The sequence below is a fragment of the Williamsia soli genome, from assembly GCF_017377795.1.
Lineage (GTDB): Bacteria > Actinomycetota > Actinomycetes > Mycobacteriales > Mycobacteriaceae > Williamsia > Williamsia soli.
The window spans coordinates 41,197-64,496 of the sequence record NZ_JAFRDR010000008.1; the positions used below are offsets into that span (position 1 = coordinate 41,197).

The 23,300-nt window shown below is 64.5% G+C and carries 16 protein-coding genes and 1 riboswitch; of the genes, 6 read left to right on the plus strand and 10 right to left on the minus strand.

All coding sequences use genetic code 11. From position 1 onward, the window contains the following. Positions 1–25: 25 nt before the first annotated feature. Both J3S28_RS20060 and J3S28_RS20065 read right to left on the minus strand, forming a co-directional pair. Complete coding sequence (locus tag J3S28_RS20060) at positions 26–1,237, minus strand: CaiB/BaiF CoA transferase family protein (RefSeq protein ID WP_207842519.1); 1,212 nt, start codon at positions 1,235–1,237, stop codon at positions 26–28. Beyond that, complete coding sequence (locus J3S28_RS20065) at positions 1,234–1,926, minus strand: GntR family transcriptional regulator (RefSeq protein ID WP_207842520.1); 693 nt, start codon at positions 1,924–1,926, stop codon at positions 1,234–1,236. Before J3S28_RS20065 ends, J3S28_RS20060 begins: the two co-directional genes overlap by 4 nt. 129 nt (positions 1,927–2,055) lie before the next feature. Here J3S28_RS20065 and J3S28_RS20070 point away from each other — a divergent pair, with 129 nt between their 5' ends. Both J3S28_RS20070 and metE read left to right on the plus strand, forming a co-directional pair. Next, positions 2,056–2,952, plus strand: a complete 897-nt coding sequence (locus J3S28_RS20070) for a hydroxymethylglutaryl-CoA lyase (RefSeq protein WP_207842522.1) — start codon at positions 2,056–2,058, stop codon at positions 2,950–2,952. Positions 2,953–3,035: 83 nt separating this feature from the next. Beyond that, positions 3,036–3,246, plus strand: a riboswitch (cobalamin riboswitch). 152 nt (positions 3,247–3,398) lie between these two features. After that, positions 3,399–5,672 (plus strand): 5-methyltetrahydropteroyltriglutamate--homocysteine S-methyltransferase, encoded by a 2,274-nt coding sequence (metE, locus tag J3S28_RS20075; RefSeq protein WP_207842523.1) that lies wholly within the window; start codon positions 3,399–3,401, stop codon positions 5,670–5,672. Between the two features lie 81 nt (positions 5,673–5,753). Here the strand turns inward: metE and J3S28_RS20080 are convergent, their stop codons facing one another. Genes J3S28_RS20080 through J3S28_RS20090 form a run of 3 tightly spaced genes read right to left on the minus strand, consistent with a single transcriptional unit; the run spans position 5,754 to position 8,679 of the window. After that, entirely contained in the window at positions 5,754–6,395 is a 642-nt protein-coding gene (locus tag J3S28_RS20080; RefSeq protein ID WP_372436047.1) for a TetR/AcrR family transcriptional regulator, read from the minus strand. A gap of 5 nt (positions 6,396–6,400) precedes the next feature. After that, positions 6,401–7,984 carry a class I adenylate-forming enzyme family protein gene (locus tag J3S28_RS20085; protein ID WP_207842524.1) on the minus strand — a complete coding sequence of 528 codons (1,584 nt, stop codon included), beginning with the start codon at positions 7,982–7,984 and terminating at the stop codon, positions 6,401–6,403. A 56-nt stretch (positions 7,985–8,040) separates the two neighbouring features. Further along, positions 8,041–8,679: a nitroreductase family protein gene (locus J3S28_RS20090; protein ID WP_207842525.1), complete on the minus strand. Its 639-nt coding sequence runs from the start codon at positions 8,677–8,679 to the stop codon at positions 8,041–8,043. 192 nt (positions 8,680–8,871) lie between these two features. Between J3S28_RS20090 and J3S28_RS20095 the strand changes: the two genes are divergently transcribed. Further along, positions 8,872–10,818 carry a flavin-containing monooxygenase gene (locus J3S28_RS20095; protein ID WP_372436040.1) on the plus strand — a complete coding sequence of 649 codons (1,947 nt, stop codon included), beginning with the start codon at positions 8,872–8,874 and terminating at the stop codon, positions 10,816–10,818. A 14-nt stretch (positions 10,819–10,832) separates the two neighbouring features. On the opposite strand, the gene J3S28_RS20100 is transcribed toward J3S28_RS20095, so the two are convergent. The 4 genes from J3S28_RS20100 to J3S28_RS20115 all read right to left on the minus strand — a co-directional run bounded on the left by J3S28_RS20100 (position 10,833) and on the right by J3S28_RS20115 (position 17,924). After that, positions 10,833–14,216, minus strand: coding sequence for a pyruvate carboxylase (locus J3S28_RS20100; RefSeq protein ID WP_207842527.1), 3,384 nt, complete (start codon positions 14,214–14,216; stop codon positions 10,833–10,835). Between the two features lie 167 nt (positions 14,217–14,383). Further along, positions 14,384–15,502: a bifunctional 2-methylcitrate synthase/citrate synthase gene (locus J3S28_RS20105; protein ID WP_207842528.1), complete on the minus strand. Its 1,119-nt coding sequence runs from the start codon at positions 15,500–15,502 to the stop codon at positions 14,384–14,386. Then, on the minus strand, positions 15,499–16,419 hold the full coding sequence (gene prpB / locus J3S28_RS20110) for a methylisocitrate lyase (RefSeq protein ID WP_207842529.1): 921 nt from the start codon (positions 16,417–16,419) through the stop codon (positions 15,499–15,501). Before prpB ends, J3S28_RS20105 begins: the two co-directional genes overlap by 4 nt. After that, positions 16,419–17,924, minus strand: coding sequence for an MmgE/PrpD family protein (locus tag J3S28_RS20115; RefSeq protein WP_207842530.1), 1,506 nt, complete (start codon positions 17,922–17,924; stop codon positions 16,419–16,421). The genes prpB and J3S28_RS20115 overlap by 1 nt, the downstream gene beginning before the upstream one ends. A gap of 113 nt (positions 17,925–18,037) precedes the next feature. Here J3S28_RS20115 and J3S28_RS20120 point away from each other — a divergent pair, with 113 nt between their 5' ends. Continuing rightward, positions 18,038–19,477 (plus strand): short-chain fatty acyl-CoA regulator family protein, encoded by a 1,440-nt coding sequence (locus tag J3S28_RS20120; protein ID WP_207842532.1) that lies wholly within the window; start codon positions 18,038–18,040, stop codon positions 19,475–19,477. 20 nt (positions 19,478–19,497) lie between these two features. Here the strand turns inward: J3S28_RS20120 and J3S28_RS20125 are convergent, their stop codons facing one another. Next, positions 19,498–20,979 (minus strand): APC family permease, encoded by a 1,482-nt coding sequence (locus tag J3S28_RS20125; protein ID WP_207842533.1) that lies wholly within the window; start codon positions 20,977–20,979, stop codon positions 19,498–19,500. Positions 20,980–21,118: 139 nt separating this feature from the next. Between J3S28_RS20125 and J3S28_RS20130 the strand changes: the two genes are divergently transcribed. Beyond that, the gene (locus J3S28_RS20130; RefSeq protein WP_207842534.1) at positions 21,119–22,474 is read left to right on the plus strand and encodes an 8-oxoguanine deaminase; all 1,356 of its coding nucleotides are present in this window, start codon (positions 21,119–21,121) and stop codon (positions 22,472–22,474) included. Continuing rightward, entirely contained in the window at positions 22,474–23,289 is an 816-nt protein-coding gene (locus J3S28_RS20135; protein WP_207842536.1) for an FAD binding domain-containing protein, read from the plus strand. Before J3S28_RS20130 ends, J3S28_RS20135 begins: the two co-directional genes overlap by 1 nt. Positions 23,290–23,300: the final 11 nt, after the last annotated feature.

Below are 23,300 nucleotides of genomic sequence, written 5' to 3' on the forward strand. Positions count from 1 at the left end.
GATGGTTGGTGTGGAAGGGCTGGTGTCAGATGGTGCCGCGCTCGACGAGCGCGGCCTGGTCGGAGTCGGTGAGTCCGAGCAGCGCGCCGTAGATGTCAGCGTTGTGCTCACCGAGTGCGGGGCCGGCGTGCCTGACGGCGCCGGGGGTCTTGCTCAGCTTGGGGAACACCCCGTGCATGGGGAACTCACCGAAGTCCGGGTGGGCCAGCTTCACAATTGCCTCACGCGCCGCGAAGTGCGGATCGGCGAACATGTCGCTCGCGGTGTAGATCCGCCCGGCCGGGACCCCCGCCTCGTGGAGCAACTCCAGCAGTTCCTCGGTGCCGCGCTCGGCGGTCCAGGACGCGATCAACTCGTCCAATTCGTCCATGTTGACCCCGCGAGAGGCGTGGTCGCGGTACCGCGGGTCGTCGATCAGATCGGTCCGGTCCATGGCGGTCGCCAAACGCCCGAACACGCTGTCCTGGTTGGCCGCGACCAGGATCATGCTGTCCTCCTTGGTCGGATAGACGTTGCTCGGTGCGATGTTCGGCAGGACCGAACCCGTCCGCTCGCGCTGATAGCCGCCGATGGCCCATTCGGGCAGAAGCGACTCCATCATGGCGAGCACAGCCTCGTAGATGGCCGAGTCGACGACCTGCCCGACACCTGTCTTCTCTCGATGGTGAAGGGCGGCCAGGACACCGATCGTCGCGAAGACCGCTGCCAGGGAATCACCGAGTGAGATCCCGGCGCGGGACGGGGCGTTCGTCGGATCGCCCGTCACATAACGGATCCCACCCATCGCCTCGCCGATCGAACCGAACCCGGCCCGGGCGGAATACGGACCACTCTGGCCATACCCGCTGACCCTGGCGATGATCAGCCCCGGATTGATCTCGTGCAGTTCTTCGACACCGAGGCCCCATCGTTCGAGTGTCCCCGGCCGGAAGTTCTCGACGACCACGTCGGCCTCGGCAATGATCTGACGGGCCAGATCCTGGCCTTCGGGACTTCGGAGATTGCAGGTGACCGACTTCTTGCCGCGGGCGACGACCGGCCACCACAGCGACTTGCCGTGTGCCTTCTCGCGGCCCCACTGTCTCATCGGGTCACCCACCCCCGGTGATTCGAGTTTGATCACCTCCGCACCGAAGTCGGCCAGCAGCTGACCACAAAACGGCCCGGCCAACAGTTGACCCATCTCGACGACCCTGAGGTCGGTCAACGGTCCGGCGGGTGCGTCTGCAGTTGTCATGGCATGAACTCCTCACTCTGCCGGGCATCGACGACCGGCTCGGTATCTACTGTGAGCGCTTGTAACAGCACGGATTTGGCGGCCCGTACGTGTGCTCGCATGACTGATTCGGCCCACACCTCGTCGCGATTGCGCAACGCCGCCACCAGATCCCGATGGTGAGCACAGCTGCGGGTGAGATCTTCGGGGGCATACCGATGGAACGTGCGCATGACCAGCGGCAGCTGGATGACGGCCCCGAGCATGGTGGTGAGCCGGTTGCTGGCAGCGGCGGCCCGCACGATGGCGTGGAACTCGTCGTTCAGCTGGGCGACGAGGTCGAGACGTTGCCGGGGTCCGGGAACTGCGGCGACCTCCATCAGGTCACACAGTTCGGTCATACGATCGAGGTCCTTACCGTCGATACGGCTCGCGGCGCGGACCGCGGCCATGGCCTCCAGCGTCATCCGGAGGTCGTAGATCTCCTCCAGGTCATCGGCCGTCCACTCGTAGACTCTTGCACCGCGGTGGGGCAAGACCTCGACCAATCCCTCCATCTCCAGGCGGCGTAGAGCCTCACGTACCGGCGTCCTGCTCGCATCGGTCAGCTCTGCGATCTCGACCTCGCCGAGGCGCGCGCCAGGCTGGTAACGACCATCGACGATGGCATCCCGGATGTGCGCGTACACCCGGTCGACAGCACGAGTCATTGATATCTCCGCATCTTCGTATTGTTCACAATCTAGGTAGCAAAAATAGTTTTGTCCCGCGTTTGAGTGTTAATTTTTTATTTCGTGAGGGCTATTGCATACAACTAGGCCCGTGGGCAAAATGGACCAATGACTGCGACAACGCTGGTGGAGGTCAGCCCCCGCGACGGGCTGCAGAATGAGCAGACCCTGCTCTCGGTGGACGAGAAGGTCGAGTTGGTCAACCGCAGCGTTGCCGCGGGGGTCCGACGTATCGAGGCCGTCAGTTTCGTCAACCCCAAACGGGTGCCGCAGATGGCCGGCGCCGAAGAGGTCATGGCGCAGGTCCCCCGGTCACCCGACGTCTCCTACATCGGCCTCGTGCTCAATCGGCGTGGCCTCGAACGAGCACTGGCTGCCGGTGTGGACGAGGTGAACGCGGTTGTCGTCGCGACCGACGAGTTCAGCAGGCGTAACCAGGGTTGCACTGTCGACGAAGGCATTTTGGCCTGGGATGACATCGCCGCCGACGCCAAGGCCGCTGGGGTTCGCACCACCGTCACGATCGCCGCGTCCTTCGGTTGCCCGTTCTCGGGCGACGTCGACCCCACCCGGGTGATCGAGCTCGCCGATCGACTTGCCCAGGCGGGTCCGGACGAGATCGCGCTGGCCGACACCATCGGCGTCGGCGTACCCCAGCAGGTCCGCATCCTCGCCGACGGACTGTCCCGAGTGGCACCGGGGGTCGCGCAGCGATGGCACTTCCACAACACCCGCAACACCGGATACGCCAACGCGCTCACCGCACTCGAGACCGGCGCCCACGCTCTGGACTCCAGCATCGGCGGATTCGGTGGCTGCCCGTTCGCGCCGGCGGCGACCGGCAACATCGCCTCCGAGGACTTGGTCTACGCCCTCAACCGATCCGGGGTCACCACCGGGGTGTCCCTCGAAACGCTCACCGAGACCGCGGCGTGGCTCGGGCAGCGCCTCGCCAAAGAGGTTCCTGCGCTTCTGGGCAGGGCGGGCAACTTCCCCACCGTGTGAATTGCGCCCAGACCGCCAGGGGTTAGACTCGCCGGTGCAGTTGGTTTGACGACATCCAGGTCTGGTGCGGAGCCCCGCGGTGACCGACTGTCGTCAGAGAAGCGCCGAGTAACGGCGTGAGAGGGAACCCGGTGAGAATCCGGGACTGTCCCGCAGCGGTATACGGAAGCGACCGCCGTCAGAGCACTGGGGAAATCCCTGGGAAGCGACGGTCAGTAGGTTCGGCAGGTGCGCCCATCGTGGCGCAGGCCGAGTGCCGTGAGTCCGAAGACCTGCCCGCTGTGCCGGACACGCCGTGTCCGGCGGCTTGCTGCCTCGTGGAATGGGCGGGTTGCCGGAGACAAGCCATTGGGCGGAGCTGTACCCACCCGTGGCGGCTTTGGGCTTCTTCGGCTGTCCGTCTTCAGGTGGCGACCATTCCGTCGCAATTTTGGAGGACGTCCATCGTGACTGCCGAACTCTTCACCACCACCATCACCGGCGCCGCCCGGATCGGGCCGAACCGGGAACTCAAGCGCGCCACCGAGTCCTATTGGGCCGGACGAATCGACCGCATCGAACTCGACGGGGTGGCCGCCGGTCTGCGCCGCGACGCCTGGACTGCACTGAGCAATGCGGGACTCGACTCGGTGCCGGTCAACACCTTCTCGTATTACGACCAGATCCTCGACACCGCTGAGCTCCTCGGCGCGCTGCCGACGCGATATGCCGGTATCGACGATGACCTCGACCGCTACTTCGCCGCCGCCCGCGGGACCAGCAACCTCGCTCCATTGGAGATGACCAAGTGGTTCGACACGAACTACCACTATCTCGTTCCCGAGATCAGTGACGAGATCACGTTCACCCTGCATCCGCAGAAGGTTCTCTCCGAGCTCGAAGAAGCTCGTGCTCAGCGTGTTCCGGCCCGGCCGGTCATCATCGGGCCGATCACGTTCCTGTTGCTGGGCAAGGCTGTGGATGGCGGAGTCCCACCCATCAACCGGGTGGATGAGTTGACGCCGCTGTATGTCGATCTCCTCGGTCGGCTCGAGGACGCCGGCGCCTCCTGGGTCCAGTTCGACGAGCCCGCTCTGTGCACCGACCTGAGTCCGGAGGTTCTTGCCGCGGTCAGCCGGGTGTACAAGGCGATCGCCGCCGACTACAGCCGGCCGGCCATCATGGTCACGAGTTACTTCGGCGACCTGCGTGAGGCCTTGCCGGTGCTGGCCAAGACCAGCGTCGAAGCCCTCGGTCTCGACCTCGTCAGCGCTGATCCCGACGCCATTGCGGCGGTTCCGGAGCTCCGGACCAAGCACGTCGTCGCCGGCGTGGTGGACGGCCGCAACATCTGGCGCACCGATCTCGACAAGGCGCTCGCCACCCTGGGCACGCTTCTCGGCTCAGTCGGTTCGCTCGCCGTTTCGACATCGTGCTCGACCCTGCACGTGCCCTACAGCCTCGACCCCGAGGACGAACTGGACGACGAGTTGCGGAGCCGGCTCGCCTTCGCTGCGGAGAAGGTCTCCGAGGTGGTGACGCTGTCGCGGGCGTTGCGCCATGGACGCGACACCGTGCGTGAGGAGTTCGCTGCATCGGCCGCGGTACAGGCTTCACGTGAGGCCGATCCTCGGCTGCGCAACAACGACATCCGCGCGCGGTTGTCGTCGGTGCTCTCCGGTGGCGTGACCCGCGGTCCGGCGGCGGAACGCCTGGTCGAACAGACCCGGCGACTGGGTCTGCCCGCGCTACCGACCACCACGATCGGGTCGTATCCGCAGACGTCGGCGATCCGGGTCGCCCGCGCGCAGCGCCGGTCCGGCGAGATCGACAACGCCGAATACCAGCGGCGCATGCGGTCTGAGATCGCCGATGTCATCACGCTGCAGGAAGAGCTCGGGCTGGACGTGCTGGTTCACGGTGAACCTGAACGCAACGACATGGTGCAGTATTTCGCCGAGCAGCTCGACGGGTTCTTCGCAACAGCGAACGGTTGGGTGCAATCGTACGGAACCCGTTGTGTGCGACCACCGATCCTCTATGGCGACGTCGCACGCCCGACTCCCATGACCGTCGACTGGATCACCTACGCACAATCTCTGACCAGCAAACCGGTCAAAGGCATGCTGACAGGTCCTGTGACCATCCTCGCGTGGTCGTTCGTCCGCGACGACCAGCCGCTGGCCGACACCGCGAATCAGATCGCCCTGGCGATCCGTGACGAAACGGTGGACCTGCAGTCGGCCGGTGTGGCCATCATCCAGGTCGACGAGCCCGCATTGCGAGAGTTGTTGCCACTGCGATCATCCGACAAACCCGGCTACCTGCAATGGGCCGTCCGTGCATTCCGGCTGTCGACATCCGGGGTTGCGGACTCGACGCAGATCCACACCCACCTGTGCTACTCGGAGTTCGGTGAGGTCATCGGTGCAATCGCAGATCTCGACGCCGATGTGACCTCGATCGAGGCCGCCCGGTCACGCATGGAGGTGCTCGAAGACCTCAACGGCATCGGGTTCTCGAACAGCGTGGGTCCCGGTGTCTACGACATCCATTCACCTCGGGTCCCGTCGACCGACGAGATCACCGAGTCGCTGCGAAGTGCCCTCAAGGCAGTTCCGGCGCAACGACTGTGGGTGAATCCCGACTGCGGACTCAAGACCCGCGGGCCGATCGAGGTCAAGGAATCTCTCCGAAATCTTGTGGCTGCCACCGCGGCGGTCCGGGCCGATCTCGGCTAAACCGATAGTGTGCCCTTCTGGTGGACGCGACCTGGGGTTTTGTTCGCCAGAAGGGCACAGTTACGGAGCCGGTGGATCGGTTCAGGATCCGCTCTGGAGGACTCCGTCCAGCGCATACGCGGTGTAGGTGTCGGCGAGCGCCTCGACATCCTCGCCGTCGTGTAGCCACCAGCTGATCCCGTTCATCATGTCCAACACCGCAACTGCCGCCTGGTGCGGGTTAACGGCATGGAACTCGCCGGCGGCCACGCCGGCGGCGATCACGTCCCGCACTCGCCGCTGGTAGTACTTGCGGATGTCGGTGATCTCTGCAAGATGCTCCGGTGTCAACGCCGTCTGCTCTCGCAGGCTCACGAGGTGTTCGGTCTGGTGTTCGGCCAGGCTGAGGATGTGGGCCCGAATCAGATTCGCAAGCCGTTCCCGTGGCGTCCCCGCTGCATCGAGCAGGGGCATGTGCTGATCCTGCAGTTCGCGGGTCATCCGTAGCGCGATCGCGTACATGATCTCCTCCTTGCTGGAGAAGTGGTTGTAGAGACTCGCACCCCGGATGCCCACCGCTTCAGCGATTTCCCGCATTCCGACCGTGTGGTAGCCATGCTCGGCGAAGAAGTCCGCCGCCGCTGAGACGATCTCGCCGCGCCGGCCCTCACCGCCGCCCCGCGGGCGCGTCCGACCATCTGACAGTGAGACGACGGTGCCGTCGTCCCCCGACTTCGGAGACACCGGCACTACGCATTCACCTGCCCGTGGAGGCGTCGGAGTTCGCGCTTGAGCAGCTTGCCCTGCGGGTCGACCGGTAGGTCGGTCACCAGGTGGATCTTCTTGGGGGCCTTGAAACTCGCGATCGACTGTTTGCAGTGGTCTACGAGCGCAGCCGCATCAGCGTCCGAACCCTCGCGGACGATCACGAACCCGGTCACCACTTCGGACCAGTAGTCGTCCGGGAGACCGACGACCGCGGCACGGATCACGTCAGGATGACTCTGCAACGCTCGCTCGACTTCCTGCGAAGAGACATTCATGCCACCGGTTTTTATCATGTCCTTGCTCCGGTCGAGAAAGAACAGGTTGCCATCGTCGTCGCGGCGCACGATGTCGCCGGTGTGCACCCAGCCGTCCCGAAGAACCTGTGCGGTGCGCTCAGGGTCTCGGAAGTACCCCGACATCACCGACGGCGACCGACAGATGAGCTCACCGCTGTCAGCCGGCTGCCCGTCGGCGTCGACGATCTCGATCTCCAGATGTGAGACCGGCTTCCCGATCCAGGTGGGGTCACCGTCCGGGATGTCCTCGAGATGCCGGAACCAGCCGACGCTACCCAGCTGAGACAGTTCGGACTGGCCCCAGTACGTCCCCCAGGTGATACCCGGAGCCGAGTCGGCCCAGGCCTTGATCGCGTGGGGTGACACCTGACCTCCATAGGTCATGCACCGCTGGACAGTTCCGACCGATTCGGGGCCGAAGTCGGGATGGTTCGACAGGCCGATGTAGAACGTCGGGGTCTGCGCGAGAACCGAGATCTTCTCATCACGGATCATTCGCAGCGACGCCCCCGCCTCCGTCGTGGCCGGAAGGACCAGCGTCGCCCCCATCATCGTCAGCGTCGTCATCGACCCGATGCCGGCGATCGTGTGAAAAGGCATGACGTACAACCAGATGTCGTCGGGTTGGGTACGCAGACCCCAACTCCACGCCGGACCCGTGGAGATCAGGTAGTTGCGATGGGTGATCATCACGCCCTTGGGAGCCGCTTCGGTGCCGCTCGTATAGACGATCATCGCGAGATCGTGTTCATCGACCTCACAGTCAGGCTCCACCGGGTCCGCGCTGTGGAGCTGCTCGTCGAACGGCATCCAGCCGTCGACCCCCTCGCCGCCGAAGACGAGGTGGTGGTCGATGGCGAGATCGCCCCGCACGGCATCGACCACTGCGGTGAACTCGGCACCGGCCAGCACCACCTTGGGTTCGAGGTGCGAGAGCTGCTGGTGCACCTCGGTCGCTCCGAACATGACGTTGATCCCGGAATAGGCCGCACCTATCTTGAGCGCTCCGTAATAGGCGACAACGGTGTCCACGTGGTTACGCGCGATGACTGCGACCCGATCTCCCCGACCGACACCCAGCGCCAGCAGGGCGTTGGCGCATCGGTTGGCGCGTTGGTCCAGCTCGGCATAGGTGCACACATCACGGGCACCGGAGGTGTCATAGCTGATGAAAGCCGGCTTCGTGGGCAGCGACTTCGCATGGCGGCGAAGCTGATCACCGAGCGTGGCACGCCCCAATGCGGTGGTGTGGATTGCGTTCAAAGACATACGTTTCAGATCTCCGAGGTGAGGAAGCCGACGAGATGATGTTGTTGCCGCCGCGGCTACCGGAACATCGGTGCGTCGAACTCGTCGATAGAGACGATGTCCTCGACCGGACTCCGGGTCAGCTTGGTCGGGAAGTGATCGCGCGGGTATCCGACAGCGATGTGTGCGGCGGTCAAGTACCCCTCCGGAATCCCCAGCAGTTCGTTGACGGCCGGCTCCTCATGGCAGAGAAGGGTCGTCACGGCAGTCGCGACGCCTTGCTCACGCAGCGCCAGACACAGATTCTGCATCGTCGGATAGATCGACGCCCCACCGACGACACTGAGTCTGTCGAGTTCGGCGTCAGTCGGATGCAGGCCGGCGAGTTCGGCGACCACCACGATCAAGACCGGGACCGAAGCCAGATTGTGGGCGAACTCGTTGGCGCTGCGGATGGTCTTGGGCACCGCTCCGACGTCTTTCGTGCCATCGCTGATCGCGGCGTAGTACGCCTCCCAGTACGGGAGGTAAAGATCGGCGAGAGCCTTCTTCTTGGCCTCGTCCCGAACCACGATCCACCGGACCGGCTGGCGGTTGCCACCCTGCGGCCCGAAGCGTGCGACGTCGAAGGCGTCGTACAGGACTTTGTCGGGGACCGGCTCGTCGGAATAGTGCCGACAGGTGCCGGTGGTCCGCATCGCCTCGGATAGCTCCATCAAAACTCCTTGATAACCAGGGCGGCATGACTCAGCCTCACATTTTGACTGACAGCCGTTAGCGTGATTGCAGTCACAGCATTCCTGTCGGTAAACGACTCTGTCAAGCCTCCCGGCCGAATCCGGCCCCATCCGACAGCTACTGAGAATTGGGCTTGCGCAATCTGAACTATCCGTGGTTAGTCTTTCAAGGTGAACCATCAGCCCATCGCGTCCTCACCCTCGGATGACGTGGACCCTGCTCGGTTGAGACGGGCCGTTGTCGCCGCGAACATCCCGACCCTCGTCGCGGTGCTCTACCAGTTGACCGCCGACCGGCGCTGGCTCGCCGAGCGCTATCGACCCACCCGTAGCCGCGGCATGGACGACAACATGACCGGAGGGCTCCCGGACGAGGTCCAAGACGAGATCCGCGCAGCGACTGTCGACGCGGTCCTCGAATGGAACCGGGGTGCCGCGCCGGCCAACGAGACCCTCGACCTCGGCGCGCTGATGGAGGTCATGGAGTTCACGATGGGTGAACCCGTTCCCCACGAGTTCGGCCCCATGATGAGTGAGGTCCTGGGCTTCGACGACACTCCCGCACCCCGTCCGCGCCGCGAGGTGCCCAGCGATTTCTCAGTGGTCGTCATCGGGGCCGGAATCGCCGGGATGCTCTCGTCGGTGCGCCTGACCCAGGCAGGCATCACCCACGTCGTGCTGGAGAAGAACGCCAACGTCGGCGGATCCTGGTGGGAGAACACTTATCCCGGCGCCGGTGTGGACACACCCAGCTACCTGTACTCGCTCTCGTTCTTTCAGCATCCCTGGTCGACGCACTTCGGAAAACGCGACGAGGTGCAGGACTACCTCGAGAAGTTCGCCGACGCCTACGATCTGCGATCGAAGATCCGGTTCGGCACCGAGGTCGAGAGCGCGATCTACAACGAGTCCGAGCAGAACTGGACCATCACCGCACGTGACGCCGAGGGCTCCCCGATCACCCTGTGCGCCAACGCAGTCATCAGTGCTGTCGGTTTGCTCAACCGCCCGAAGACACCGGCGCTTCCCGGCATCGAATCGTTCACCGGCGAACTCTTCCACTCGGCGCGGTGGCCATCGGGTATCGACCTCCGCGGCAAGCGCGTGGCGATCGTCGGCGCCGGCGCGAGCGCCATGCAGATCGGCCCCGCGATTGCAGATGTCGTCGACGACTTGACGATCTTCCAGCGTTCCCCGCAGTGGATCGCGCCCAACGACGTCTACTTCTCCGAAGTGGGCGACGATGTCCACTGGTTGATGGACCACGTGCCCTACTACCACGAGTGGTATCGCGTCCGACTGTCCTGGATTTTCAACGACAAAGTCCACCCGACACTGACTGTCGATCCGGAGTGGTCCGAGCCGAGGCTGTCGATCAACGCGACCAATCACGCACACCGCGGTTTCTACACCCGCTACCTCGAAGACGAACTCGAGGGCAGACCCGATCTCGTCGACAAGTGCCTACCCGACTACCCACCTTTCGGTAAGCGAATGCTGCTGGACAACGGTTGGTACCGGATGTTGAAACGTCCTGGGGTCGAGCTGATCACAGAAGGCGTCGCCGAGATCACGCAGTCGGGACTCAAGGACGCCGATGGTCACGGGTACGAATTCGATGTCATCATCATGGCGACCGGCTTCCACACCGACCGGTTGCTGTATCCGATGGACGTGATCGGCCGCTCCGGCGCGACAACCCGGGAGGCGTGGGGCGAACACGATGCCCGCGCGTATCTCGGTATCACCGTGCCCGATTTTCCGAACCTTTTCATCATGACCGGCCCCAACACGGCACTGGGCCACGGCGGTAGCTTCATCACGATGCTCGAGTGCCAGGTCCGCTACATCATGGATGCACTGAAGCAGATGATCGATGACGACCTAGGCGTGATCGAGTGCCGCAGAGACGTTTACGACGATTACAACCGTGCCGTCGACAACGCACACAGCACAATGGTGTGGACTCACCCGGGGATGAGCAATTGGTATCGCAATGCCGACGGCCGCGTGGTCGCGGTGCTGCCGTGGCGGATCATCGACTACTGGACGATGACCCGCCACGCAGATCTCGCGGACTACGTGACCGAGACCGCGTTGACCACCACTCAGCACTGACCAGATTCGAGCGGTTACTCGAGTTCGATGAGGAGGTCGCCGCCTTCGACGCTCGAGACCGAGGAGATGGCAACGCGTTTGACGGTGCCACCGGCCGGTGCGGTGATCGCGGCTTCCATCTTCATCGCTTCGATGGACCCGATCGCAGCGCCGGCGGCAAGTTGTTCCCCGGGTTCGACAACGATGGTCACCACGCCCCCAAACGGTGCAGCGATGTGCTTGGGATTACCCGCCTCGGCCTTCTCGGCAACGGCCTCAACGGCATCGAGCGACCGGTCCCGAACCTGCACCGGGCGCAGTTGTCCGTTGAGGATGCACATGACCGTCCGCATCCCCCGCTTGTCGGGTTCACTGATCGCCTCCAACCCGATCAAGAGTTCGACGCCGGGTTCGAGTTCCACGCGATGCTCATCGCCGTACCGCAGACCGTAGAAGAACTGGTTCGCCGACAACCTCGAGGTGTCCCCGTACGCCTTCTGGTGCTCCTCGTACTCACGGGTGGGACCGGGGAACAACAACCGATTCAACGCCGCCCGCCGCACCCTCTCCTCAGGCGACTCCAACTGCTCGGTGTCCTCATCAGACAGCGCCACCACCGGTTTGGGCTCAGCCCGACCCTCCAACGCACGACTGCGCAGGGGTTCAGGCCAACCACCAGCCGGGTCGCCGAGCTCCCCGCGCAGGAACCCGATCACCGAATCAGGAATGTCATAGGCGGTGGGATCAGTGGCAAACTCCGTCGCCGAGATCCCCCGACCCACCAGGGTGAGAGCGAGGTCCCCGACGACCTTCGACGACGGGGTGACCTTGATCAACCGCCCGAGCATGTGGTCGGCGTCGGCGTAGGCGCCTTCGACGTCTTCGAACCGGTCCCCCAACCCCAACCCGATGGCCTGCTGCCGCAGGTTCGACAGCTGCCCACCGGGGATCTCGTGGGTGTACACCCGACCCGTCGGCGCCGGGAGGCCGGACTCGAACGGCGCGTACACCTTCCGCAACGCCTCCCAGTACGGCTCGATATCGCACACCGCCGCCAAATCCAGACCGGTGTCGAACTCGGTGTGCGCGGTCGCAGCCACAATCGCCGACAACGCCGGCTGGCTGGTGGTGCCGGCCATCGCCGCCGAGGCGCCGTCGACCGCATCAGCACCGGCCTGCCACGCCGCCAAATACGTCGCGAGCTGCCCGCCGGGAGTGTCATGGGTGTGCACATGCACCGGCAGATCAAAGTTGCTCCGCAACGCCGACACCAGAATCGACGCCGCCTGCGGCCGCAACAGCCCGGCCATGTCCTTGATCGCCAGGATATGCGCCCCCGCCTCCACGATCTGCTCAGCCAACCGCAGGTAGTAATCCAGCGTGTACAGGTCCTCAGCCGGATTCGACAGGTCCCCCGTATAACTCAGTGCCACTTCGGCGATCGTGGTGCCGGTCTCACGGACCGCGTCGATCGCCGGCCGCATCTGATCAACATTGTTCAGGGCATCGAAGATCCGGAAGATATCGATACCCGTCGCGGCTGCTTCCTTCACGAACGCGGTCGTCACCGATTCCGGATACGGGGTGTACCCGACCGTGTTACGGCCCCGCAGCAGCATCTGCAAGTTGATGTTCGGCATCGCCTCCCGCAGCTCCGCCAGGCGCTCCCACGGGTCTTCCTTCAGGAACCGCAGCGCCACATCATAGGTCGCGCCGCCCCAGCACTCCACCGACAACAACTGCGGCGTCAGTGCCGCCACATACGGCGCCACCGCGACCAGGCCGCTGGTCCGCACTCGCGTCGCCAGCAAGGACTGATGAGCATCACGGAACGTGGTGTCGGTGACCCCCAACGCTGTTGACGCCCGCAAATCAGCCGCGAACCCGGCGGGGCCGAGCGTCAACAAACGTTGCCGCGAGCCATCGGGCGGCGTGGAGATGTCGACATCAGGGAGCTTGTCGCGGGGGTAGACCGTCGCCGGGCGCTCCCCGTGCGGCTTGTTCACCGTCACATCAGCCAAATAGTTCAGGATGCGGGTGCCGCGGTCCGCCGACACCCGCGAGGTGAGTAGTTGGGGTCGTTCTTCGATGAACGAGGTGGTGACCCGGCCGTCGCGGAAGTCCGGATCATCCAGGACCGCTTGCAGGAACGGGATGTTGGTGGCGACACCGCGGATCCGGAACTCGGCCACCGCCCGCCGGGCTCGCGCGACCGCCGTCTCGAAATCGCGGCCACGACAGGTGAGTTTGACGAGCATCGAATCGAAATGCGCCGACACCTCCGCACCCAACGTTGCGCCACCATCGAGCCGCACCCCCGCACCACCGGGGGTGCGATAGGCAGTGATCCGCCCGGTATCGGGGCGGAACCCGTTCGTCGGGTCTTCGGTGGTGATACGGCACTGCAACGCCGCACCCCGAATCTGCACCGCCTCCTGCGACAAACCCAGATCGGACAAGCTCTCGCCGGAGGCGATCCGCATCTGCGACTGCACCAAATCCACATCGGTGATCTCTTCGGTCACCGTGTGCTCCACCTGAATCCGCGGGTTCATCTCGATGAACACATGCCGGCCCTCACGGTCGACGAGGAACTCGACCGTCCCGGCACACGTGTAACCGATCTTGCGCGCGAACGCGACCGCATCAGCGCAGATCTTCTCCCGCAACCCCGGCGGCAGATTCGGCGCCGGCGCCAACTCGATCACCTTCTGATGACGACGCTGCACCGAACAGTCGCGTTCGAACAAATGCATCACATTGCCATGTTGGTCGGCCAGGATCTGCACTTCGATGTGACGGGGTTCGATGACGGCTTGTTCGAGGAACACCGACGGATCACCGAACGCCGAATCAGCCTCCCGCGCCGCGGCCTCGATCGCCTCCCGCAGACCCTCGATCGTCTCCACCCGACGCATCCCGCGACCACCACCACCGGCGATCGCCTTCACGAACACCGGGAACGTCATCGATTCGGCCGCCGCCATCAACTCGTCGACATCGGCCGAGGCGTCCGACGAGGCGAGTACTGGCAGACCGGCCTCGCGGGCCGCGGCGATCGCCCGCGCCTTGTTACCCGTCAACTCCAAAATCTCCGACGACGGTCCGACGAACGTGATCCCGGCGTCAGCGCACGCCGCCGCCAAGTCCGGGTTCTCCGATAGGAAGCCGTAGCCCGGGTAGATCGCGTCCGCACCCGCCCGCTGGGCGGCGGCGATGATCTCGGGCACCGACAGATACGCCCGCACCGGATGCCCGGGCTCACCGATCTGATATGCCTCATCAGCTTTCAACCGGTGAACCGAATTGCGGTCCTCGTACGGATACACCGCGACCGTGCCCGCACCCAGCTCATACGCCGCACGAAACGCCCGGATCGCGATCTCGCCACGATTGGCCACCAACACCTTGCGAAACATCAACGCTCCTCCACGCTCACGGACACTGAACAACCTCACCACGACTTCACCCGGCGCGGTGCAGCGAATCGCAGATTGCGACCACAACCTCAGGCGGTCGAGGTCGTCTCCGCTGGTTCCCTGCACGGCCTGACAACTCTACGACCGGACGTAGAACTCACAGAGGGTCAGGCACTGAGTGTGCGTTGCACGGGACCGCTGTAGTCGCTCAGAGGGCGGATCAGCGCATTGGCTCCTTCCTGCTCGATGATGTGTGCGGTCCACCCCGTGATGCGGCTCATCACGAAGATCGAGGTGAACGACTCGATCGCGAAACCCATCAGGTGATATGCCGGGCCGGTCGGGAAGTCCAGGTTCGGTTTGATACCGGTCGCGGCGACCATGAGCTGTTCCAACTCATCCGAGATGGCCAGCCAACGGCCTCCATCGGATGTTGTAGTCGCACTGGCGACGTCGGCAAGAGCCGCCTTCATCGTGGGAACGCGCGAGTCGCCGTGCTTGTAGACACGATGGCCGAAGCCCATGATCTTCTCGTCGTTCGCGAGCTTGGTCTCCAGCCATTCTCGCGCCCGCTCCGGCCTGTCGATCTCGATCAGGTCATGCATGACGGCCTCGTTCGCACCACCGTGCAAAGACCCCTTGAGTGCCCCGATGGCCGCCGTGACCGCGCTGTAGATATCCGACCGGGTCGAGGTGACGACGCGGGCGGCGAAGGTGGAGGCATTGAAGCCGTGCTCGGCGTAGAGCACCATGGACTTCTCGAAGGCCCGCACGATGACGGCGTCGGAGACCTCGCCGAAACACATGTTGAGGAAGTTCTCGCTGTAGCCGAGGCTGTTGTCGGGCGCGATCGGGTCGAGTCCCCGGCGGCGGCGCATGTCGGCCGCGACAATGGTCGGGAGCACCGCCATCATGCGCAGCGACTTGTCGGGGTTCTCCGAGGCGTTGTCCTCCTCGGGGTCTTCGGCACCGAGGAAGCTGATCGCCGTCCGCACCACATCCATCGGATGGCAATTGTCGGGGATACGGGTCAACAGGCTCAGCAGTGACCGGTCCGCGCGACGATAGGACCGCTCCCGTTGGGTGAACAGTGCCAGCTGATCGGCGTCGGGTAGCTCGCCGTTCCAGAGCAGGTAGGCCACCTCCTCGAAGCTGCAGTGTTGGGCCAGATCCTGTACCGGATAGCCGCGGTAGGTCAGCGAATTCGTCTCCTGGACCACCTTTGAGATCGCGGTGGTGTCGACCACGACGCCGGTCAGACCCTTGTGAATCGTGGGTGTACTCATGGAGTCCCTCCCGGGATGGTGAAGTCGAAGATGCTCTGATCGAAGCTGTTGTAGTCGGCGTAGCGCAGGAGGTCGTAAAGTCTGCTGCGGTGCTGCATGGTGTCGAGAATCCCGGATTGAGTCCCCGTGGAATCGATCTCGCGCAGCCCCTGCTCGATGGCGAACATCGCCAGTCGCAACGTGGTGACCGGGTAGATCACCGCGTTGAATCCCAGGTCCTCGAGCTGTGTGGCGGAGAGCAGCGTGCTCTTGCCGAACTCGGTCATGTTCGCCAGCAGCGGGACGTCCACCGCCTTACGGAAGGCCTCGAACTCCTCCGGACCGGTGAGTGCCTCCGTGAAGATCAGATCGGCACCCGCGTCGGCATAGGCCTTCGCGCGCTCGATGGCCGCGTCCAACCCCTCGATGGCGCGAGCATCGGTCCGGGCGCAGATGACGAAGCTCTCGTCCCGCCGCGCCGAGACAGCCGCCTTCACCCGACCCAGCATCTGTTCTGCGGGCACGACCGCCTTGCCATCGAGGTGTCCACAACGCTTCGGGTTGACCTGATCTTCGAGGTGGCAGCCTGCCAGGCCGGCGTCCTCGAGGGCCGTGATGGTACGAGCCGCGCTCATGGGCTCGCCGAATCCGGTATCGGCGTCGATCAAGGTCGGCAGATCGGTGGCGCCGGCGATCTGCCTGCCCCGATCGGTCACCTCCGTCAGGGTCGTCAGGCCGATATCGGGCAGCCCGAGGTCGGCGGACAGCGCCGCTCCGGAGACGTACACGCCTTCGAAGCCGATATCGGCGACCAGTTTCGCGACCAGGGGCGAGAATGCCCCCGGCATCCGGACTATCGACCCGCTGGTCAGCCCCGCTCGCAGCGCCTTGCGCCGATCGGTCGGGCTGACGTCGGTCCCGAGAAGGTGGTCGCCCATCAGAAGATCCCGCTCGGGATGACCGGCGCCCGATCGAGAACTGACGGGCAGACCAGGACATTCAGCTCACCGAGGTTGCCGGCCGGCAGGTCCGCGACACCGGCGACCGCGGACAGGAACCGTTCCTGCTCGGCGGAGTCGATCACGTCTGCAGCCAGATCGCTGAACTTGGCCTCATACTGCTCACGCGCGAACGGTCGGGCACCTTGAGGATGCGCATCGGCGACCGCGAGTTCATCGGTGATGACCTCACCGTTCGTCAACGTGATCACCGCACGGGCACCAAACGCCCGCTTCTCCGGATCCGGATCGTGGTAGCGCTCAGTCCATTCGGCATCTTCGACCGTCGAGATCTTCTTCCACAGCTCGATCGTGTCGAGACGGTTCGCCCGTTCGGGTGCATAGGAGGTCTCGTGGTGCCAGACGCCGTCCTGCAGAGCGACCGCGAAGATGTACATGACCGAGTGGTCGAGGGTCTCACGAGAAGCGTTGGGGTCGAACTTCTGTGGATCATTCGAGCCGGTGCCGATGACGACGTGGGTGTGATTGCTGGTGTGCAGGACGATGGATTCGATCCGCGCCGTGTCTCCGACACGGTCGCGCAGCCGGCGAGCGAGATCGATCGGGGCCTGGCTCTGGTATTCCGCCGAATGCTCTTTGGTATAGCTGTCGAGGATGGCTCGTTTGGCTTCACCGCGCGCGGGCAACGGCACTTCGTAGAAGCCGTCGGGTCCGTCGAGCAGCCAGGCGATCACACCGTCTTCCCCTTCCCAGATCGGCGACGGGGCGCCCTCGCCGCGCATCGCGCGGTCGACGGCCTCGACGGCGACCTTGCCGGCCTGCGCCGGGGCGAAAGCCTTCCAACTGGAGATCGAGCCCTTCCTCGACTGCCGGGTGGCGGTGGTCAGGTGCACGGCCTGTCCCACTGCCTGGTAGATCGTCTGCTCGTCGAGGTGCAACATGGTGCCGAGACCGGCCGCGGCCGAGGCTCCGAGATGCGCGACGTGGTCGATCTTGTGCTTGTGCAGGGAGATTCCGCGCACGAGGTCGATCTGGATCTCGTAGGCGGTGGCCAGACCACGGATGAGGTCGGCGCCGCTGACGCCGAGATGCTGTCCGACCGCGACCAATGCGGGGATGTTGTCTCCGGGATGCGAATACTCGGCTGCGAGGAAGGTGTCGTGGTAGTCGAGTTCACGTACCGCGACACCGTTCGCCCACGCGGCCCACTCCGGCGAACAGCCGCCGGCAACACCGAACACACCGGCGCCGCCACAGCTGACCGGGTGTGCGAGCGCCTGCGCACGGGCGACCGTCGCCGGACGGCGGACCACCGATGCTGCACTGACCGCAGCGTTGTCGATGATGCGATTGCGCACCATCTCGGCCGTCTCTTCCGGGACCGCAACCGGGTCTGCGGCAACCTCGGCGATCTTCTGCGCCAGGTGCTCAGAGCGCGGGAACTCGTCGGCGCTACGACGGGTCCGAACGATGTGTTTGATCATGGTTCGCACAGTACGCAGAGCCACTACCGCCACAAAAGGCCTTGCTGAGGCGTATTTTTGCGTATTTCGAGCAACGCGTTTGCGAACTTTGCAAACATCGACCCGGTACTGTGATGGCCGTGCCCAAGATGTTTGTCGGCGCCAAGATGCGTCGTCTGCGTGAAGAGCGAGCATTGACCCAGGCGGCGCTGGCGCAGGGACTCGGGTTGTCGACCAGTTACGTCAATCAACTCGAGAACGACCAGCGGCCGCTGACCGTCGCGGTGTTGCTCCGGCTCACCGACACCTACGACCTGCCGGCACACTTTTTCTCCGCTGACACCGACGCCCGATTGATCGCCGACCTCGGGGAGGTCCTCGGTGAATACTCCGAGGCAGCCGACATCGGACAGGCCGAACTCGACGAACTGGTCGCGCGGATGCCCACCGTCGGACGCACAGTGATCGGCCTGCATCGCCGACTCCACGCGGCCCAGACCGAGCTCGAGACCTACCGGGCGGGGGCGGCACCCGACCAGACGGAGAACTCGGGAGTCGTGTTCCCGGCCATGCCCTTCGAAGAGGTCCGCGACTTCTTCTACGACCGTCGCAATCACATACCCGAACTGGACCGGGCCGCCGAGAGGACATTCGAGGCCCAGGGGTTGCGAGTCGGCGAACTGGACTCCCAACTGGCGGATCTCCTCTCTCGCGAACACGACGTGCGGGTCGTCATCGACGACGGCGACGGCGAGATCGGCTCTCGTAAAAGGGTGTTCGACTCGGAAGCACAGGTGTTGCGCGTCGCGCGACGACTCGATGCCGGGCAGCGTGCATTCCAGATGGCCACCCAGTTGGCGTTTCTTGAGCATGCCGAACGCATCGACTCGATCCTGGCGCACGACAACACGCTCAGCGAACAATCGCAGCCGGTGGCCAGGATCGGGCTCGCCAACTACTTCGCCGGCGCCCTGTTGCTGCCCTACGAGAAGTTCCGGTCGGCGGCCGAGACGGAGCGCTACGACGTCGACAGACTGGCACTGCGCTTCCAGGTCGGATTCGAGACGGTCTGCCACAGGCTCTCCACCCTGCAGCGTCAACGTCAGCGTGGCGTTCCCTTCATCTTCGTCAGGATCGACCGTGCCGGGAACATCTCGAAGCGGCAGTCGGCCACAGCATTTCACTTCTCACGGGTGGGGGGCAGTTGTCCGTTGTGGGTCGCGCACGAAGCTTTCGCGCGGCCGGACAAGGTGCTGACACAGGTGGCCCAGATGCCCGACGGCAGGACCTATCTCTGGATTGCGCGGACAGTGCGATCGGCGTCTGCGGGCTACCTGGCGCCAGAGAAGATGTTCGTCGTCGCCCTCGGTTGCGACATCGCCTACGCCGACAGGCTCGTCTACTCGACGGGTATCGCGATGGACGATCCCACCATCACCGTGCCGATAGGGGCCGGTTGCAAGGTGTGCGATCGTCCATCGTGTCCACAGCGCGCATTCCCCCAGCTCGGCCGACCGGTGCTGGTCGACGAACGCCAGAGCAGCGACCTGCCGTACCCGGCGACCATCCGCTGACCAGATACCCAGGACTCGGCTCACCTCGCCGGGGTGTCGTCGTTCTCGAGTGCTGCAGCGTCTTCGAAGCCGGTCCCCCGGTCCTCCATCCGGTTGACGAGGTACGTCACGCCCCACAGGACCACGCCCAGCAGCAGCATGACTCCTGCGATCTTGTACTGGATCATCTGGGTGTCGGTGCGGGCCCAGGGACCGGCGAGGAACAGACAGAGCACCGCGCCGAGCACCGGAATCCAGACCGGGGCCCGGAAGAACGTCTTGTCCTGGCCCCGTTTGAGGACCAGGCAGGCGACATTGACGACCGCGAACACACAGAGCAGCAGCAAACCGGTGGTACCCGACAGCGCCGCAACGACGTCGTTGTCGGACAACTGGTTCACGACGATGATGAGCGCGAACGAGAGGACCGTCGTGAAGATGATCGCGGTCCAGGGTGAGCGGCGATTCGGCAGCACCTTGCCGAGCGACCGTGGCAGGACCCGTTGTCTGGACATTCCGTAGATCAACCGGCTGGCCATCAGCATGTTGATCAGGGCTGTGTTCGCGACGGCAAACACGGTCAGGTACGGGAAGATCTCATCGATCGGGACCGACGGTGCACCGATACGCACCACGTGCAACAGGATGCCTTCGTCGCCGGAGTCGTAGTCGAGCGGCAGCACCGCGATCACGGCGACGACGACGAGGACGTAGATCAGACAGGCGAGTCCGAGACCCGAGAGCATCATCTTGGGGAAGATCTTCTGCGGTTCTTTGACCTCCTCGACCATGTTCACCGAGTCTTCGAACCCGACCATGGCGAAGAACGCGATGGTCGTCGCGATGGTGGTTGCCAGGAACCAGCCCTTGTCGTTGGCGTCTTCGAAGACGACGAGGTTTCCGATGTCGCCTTCACCGGTACCGCGACCGGCCGCCACGAAGCCGATCACGATCACGATGATGAGCGCGAGCATCTCGACGAGGGTGAGAACCACGTTGAAGCGAACCGATTCCCCGACGCCGCGCAGATTGATCACGGCCAGCAAGACCATGAACGCCAGAGCCACGAACAGTTGCGCGCCGGTTCCGGTCGGCACGTTGAACCAGCCGAGCCCGTCGGCGTCACTGAACGATTCGTGCAGGCCCTCGAGAAGGTTGCCCGCAACGACATTCGACGACGTGGAGGCGCTCGTGATGCCCGAACACACCACGGCGAAGGCCACCAGAAACGTGACGAAGTGGATGCCGAAAGCCTTCTGGGTGTACAGGGCTGCACCTGCACACTGGGGGAATTTGGTCACCAGTTCCAGATAGGAGAAGGCCGTCAAGGTCGCCACGGCAAAGGCGAGGATGAACGGCAACCACGCCATGCCACCGACGTTGTCGATCATCTGGCCGGTCACGGCGTACACACCGGCACCGAGGATGTCACCGACGATGAACAGCAGGAGCAGGCGTGGACCCATCACCCGCTTGAGTTCTGGTTCGGCCTTGGGTGGCGGATTGACTGTCGCTTGCGTCATTTCGGATCCTTCCATTGCCTGGAACAGATTCCAGCTAGCCTGTACCCGAATTGCCCGACTCGCAAATGGTAGGACTCCGAGGTGGTCCGCCGTGGCCGGTTGTCATTTTTTTGTAACTCCGTCGTCGTACGGTGGCGCCATGAGCACAATCATCGAGAACGCCTACATCGTGACGATGGACGCGGGGCGACGTGAGCTGCGCGGCGGATCGGTGGTCGTCGTCGGCAACACGATCTCGGCGGTGGTCGACGGCGCTGTCGACGATGAGCTCAGAGACACCGCTGAGGTGATCGACGGCACCGGATGCATCCTGACCCCGGGGCTGATCAACACCCATCACCACCTGTACCAGTGGATCACCCGTGGTCTGGCGGCCGATCACACCCTGTTTCAGTGGTTGACCACCCTGTACCCCATCTGGGCGGGCATAGACGAAGAGGCCGTGAACGTCGCTGCCACAGGCGCACTCGGCTGGCTCGCTCTCTCGGGATGCACCACCAGCACAGACCATCACTACGTCTTTCCCAAGGAAGGCGGTGACCTCCTGGCAGCGGAAATCCTGGCCGCGCACGCTGTCGGTGTGCGGTTTCACCCGACACGCGGGTCGATGGACCTCAGCGAGAAGGACGGTGGTTTGCCACCGGACAGCGTTGTCGAGACGATCGATCAGATCATGACCGCGAGTTCGGCCGCCATCTCGCGGTGGCACGACCCGTCCCCTGACGCCATGATCAAGATCGCCCTCGCGCCCTGCTCCCCGTTTTCGGTGACAGCCGACCTGCTGCGCGCCACCGCAGAACTCGCGCGGGAGCGCAACGTCCGACTGCACACGCATCTCGCCGAGACGGTTGACGAATCCGACTACACAGCAGAGCACTTCGGTTGCACCCCCCTCGAGTACATGGAGACCGTCGGCTGGGTCGGTCCCGATGTCTGGTTTGCGCATGGCGTGCACTTCGACGACAAGGCCATCGCCACCCTGGCCGCCACCCAGAGCGCTATCGCGCACTGCCCCACCTCCAATGCCCGGCTCGGCGCCGGGATTGCACGTACCCGGGATCTGCTCGCGGCGGGGGTCCCGGTCGGCCTCGGCGTCGACGGCTCGGCATCCAACGAGTCGTGCCGACTACTCGAAGAAGCGCACCAAGCCGTCATGATGGCGCGGGCTGTCGGCGGTCCGACCGCGTTGACCACGAGAACCGCTCTCGAGCTGGCGACGCTCGGCGGCGCCGAGGTGCTGGGCTACGGCAACCTCGGATCCATCGAACCCGGCAAGCTTGCTGACCTGGTGCTGTGGCGTCTCGACGGTCTCGGTCACAGTGGTATCGCAGATCCGGTGGCGGCGCTGGTCTTGGGTGATGTACCACCTATCGAGCGTTCCTGGGTCAACGGCGAGGTCGTCGTCAGCGGAGGCCGGCTGACGCGCGTCGACGCCGAGGTGATCGCGGCCCAGGTGGCCGCAGCTCACTCGGCCTTGATCGCGAAGGCCGGCTGATGGACCTGCACACCATCGACTCGGTCACGACGCCGCGGACCCGCTCAGATCTCGCCGACCTCTGCGCGACGGACGGATTGATGGCGGGCGGAACCTGGTTGATGAGTGAACCTCAGCCGCATCTGCGCCGGATCGTCGACCTGAGCGGGATGGACTGGCCCGACCTGACGATCACCGAGGCAGGGCTCGACATCGCGGCGACCTGCAGCATTTCCTCACTCGTGGCGGCAACCCATCCCGCGGAGTGGGCCGCCACCAGCGTGTTCCGGCAGGCCGCGCAGGCGTTGCTCGCGTCGTTCAAGATCTGGCAGAACGCCACCGTCGGCGGCAACATCTGTCTCGGTTTCCCGGCGGGAGCGATGATCTCCATGGCGTCCGCGCTCGAGGCCGAGCTGCTGGTCTGGAGAGCCGATGGGACCGACCTACGCTGTTCGACAGCCGAATTCGTCACCGGGATCGCCCAGACCATCCTGCGGCCGGGTGACGTCCTGCGCTCGATCCGGCTACCCGCTGCCGCACTACGGCAGCGGACTGTGCTGCGCAAGATGGCGATGTCGCCGCTCGGCCGGTCAGGGGCAGTGGTCATCGGCCGCGCGACACCGACCGGGATCCTCGTGTCGGTCACCGCCGCAACAGATGTCCCTTATGTGATCGCCACTGACTCGGTCGAACCCATGACGGTGCTCGAGCAGGTCTACTCGGCGATCCCCACCGACGCCTACTACTCCGACCCGCACGGCGAGGCCGGTTGGCGGAGGCAGATCACGGGGGTACTGACGAGAGCTGTGGTCGCGGAATTGGCCGAGATAGCGTGAACGCATGAAGG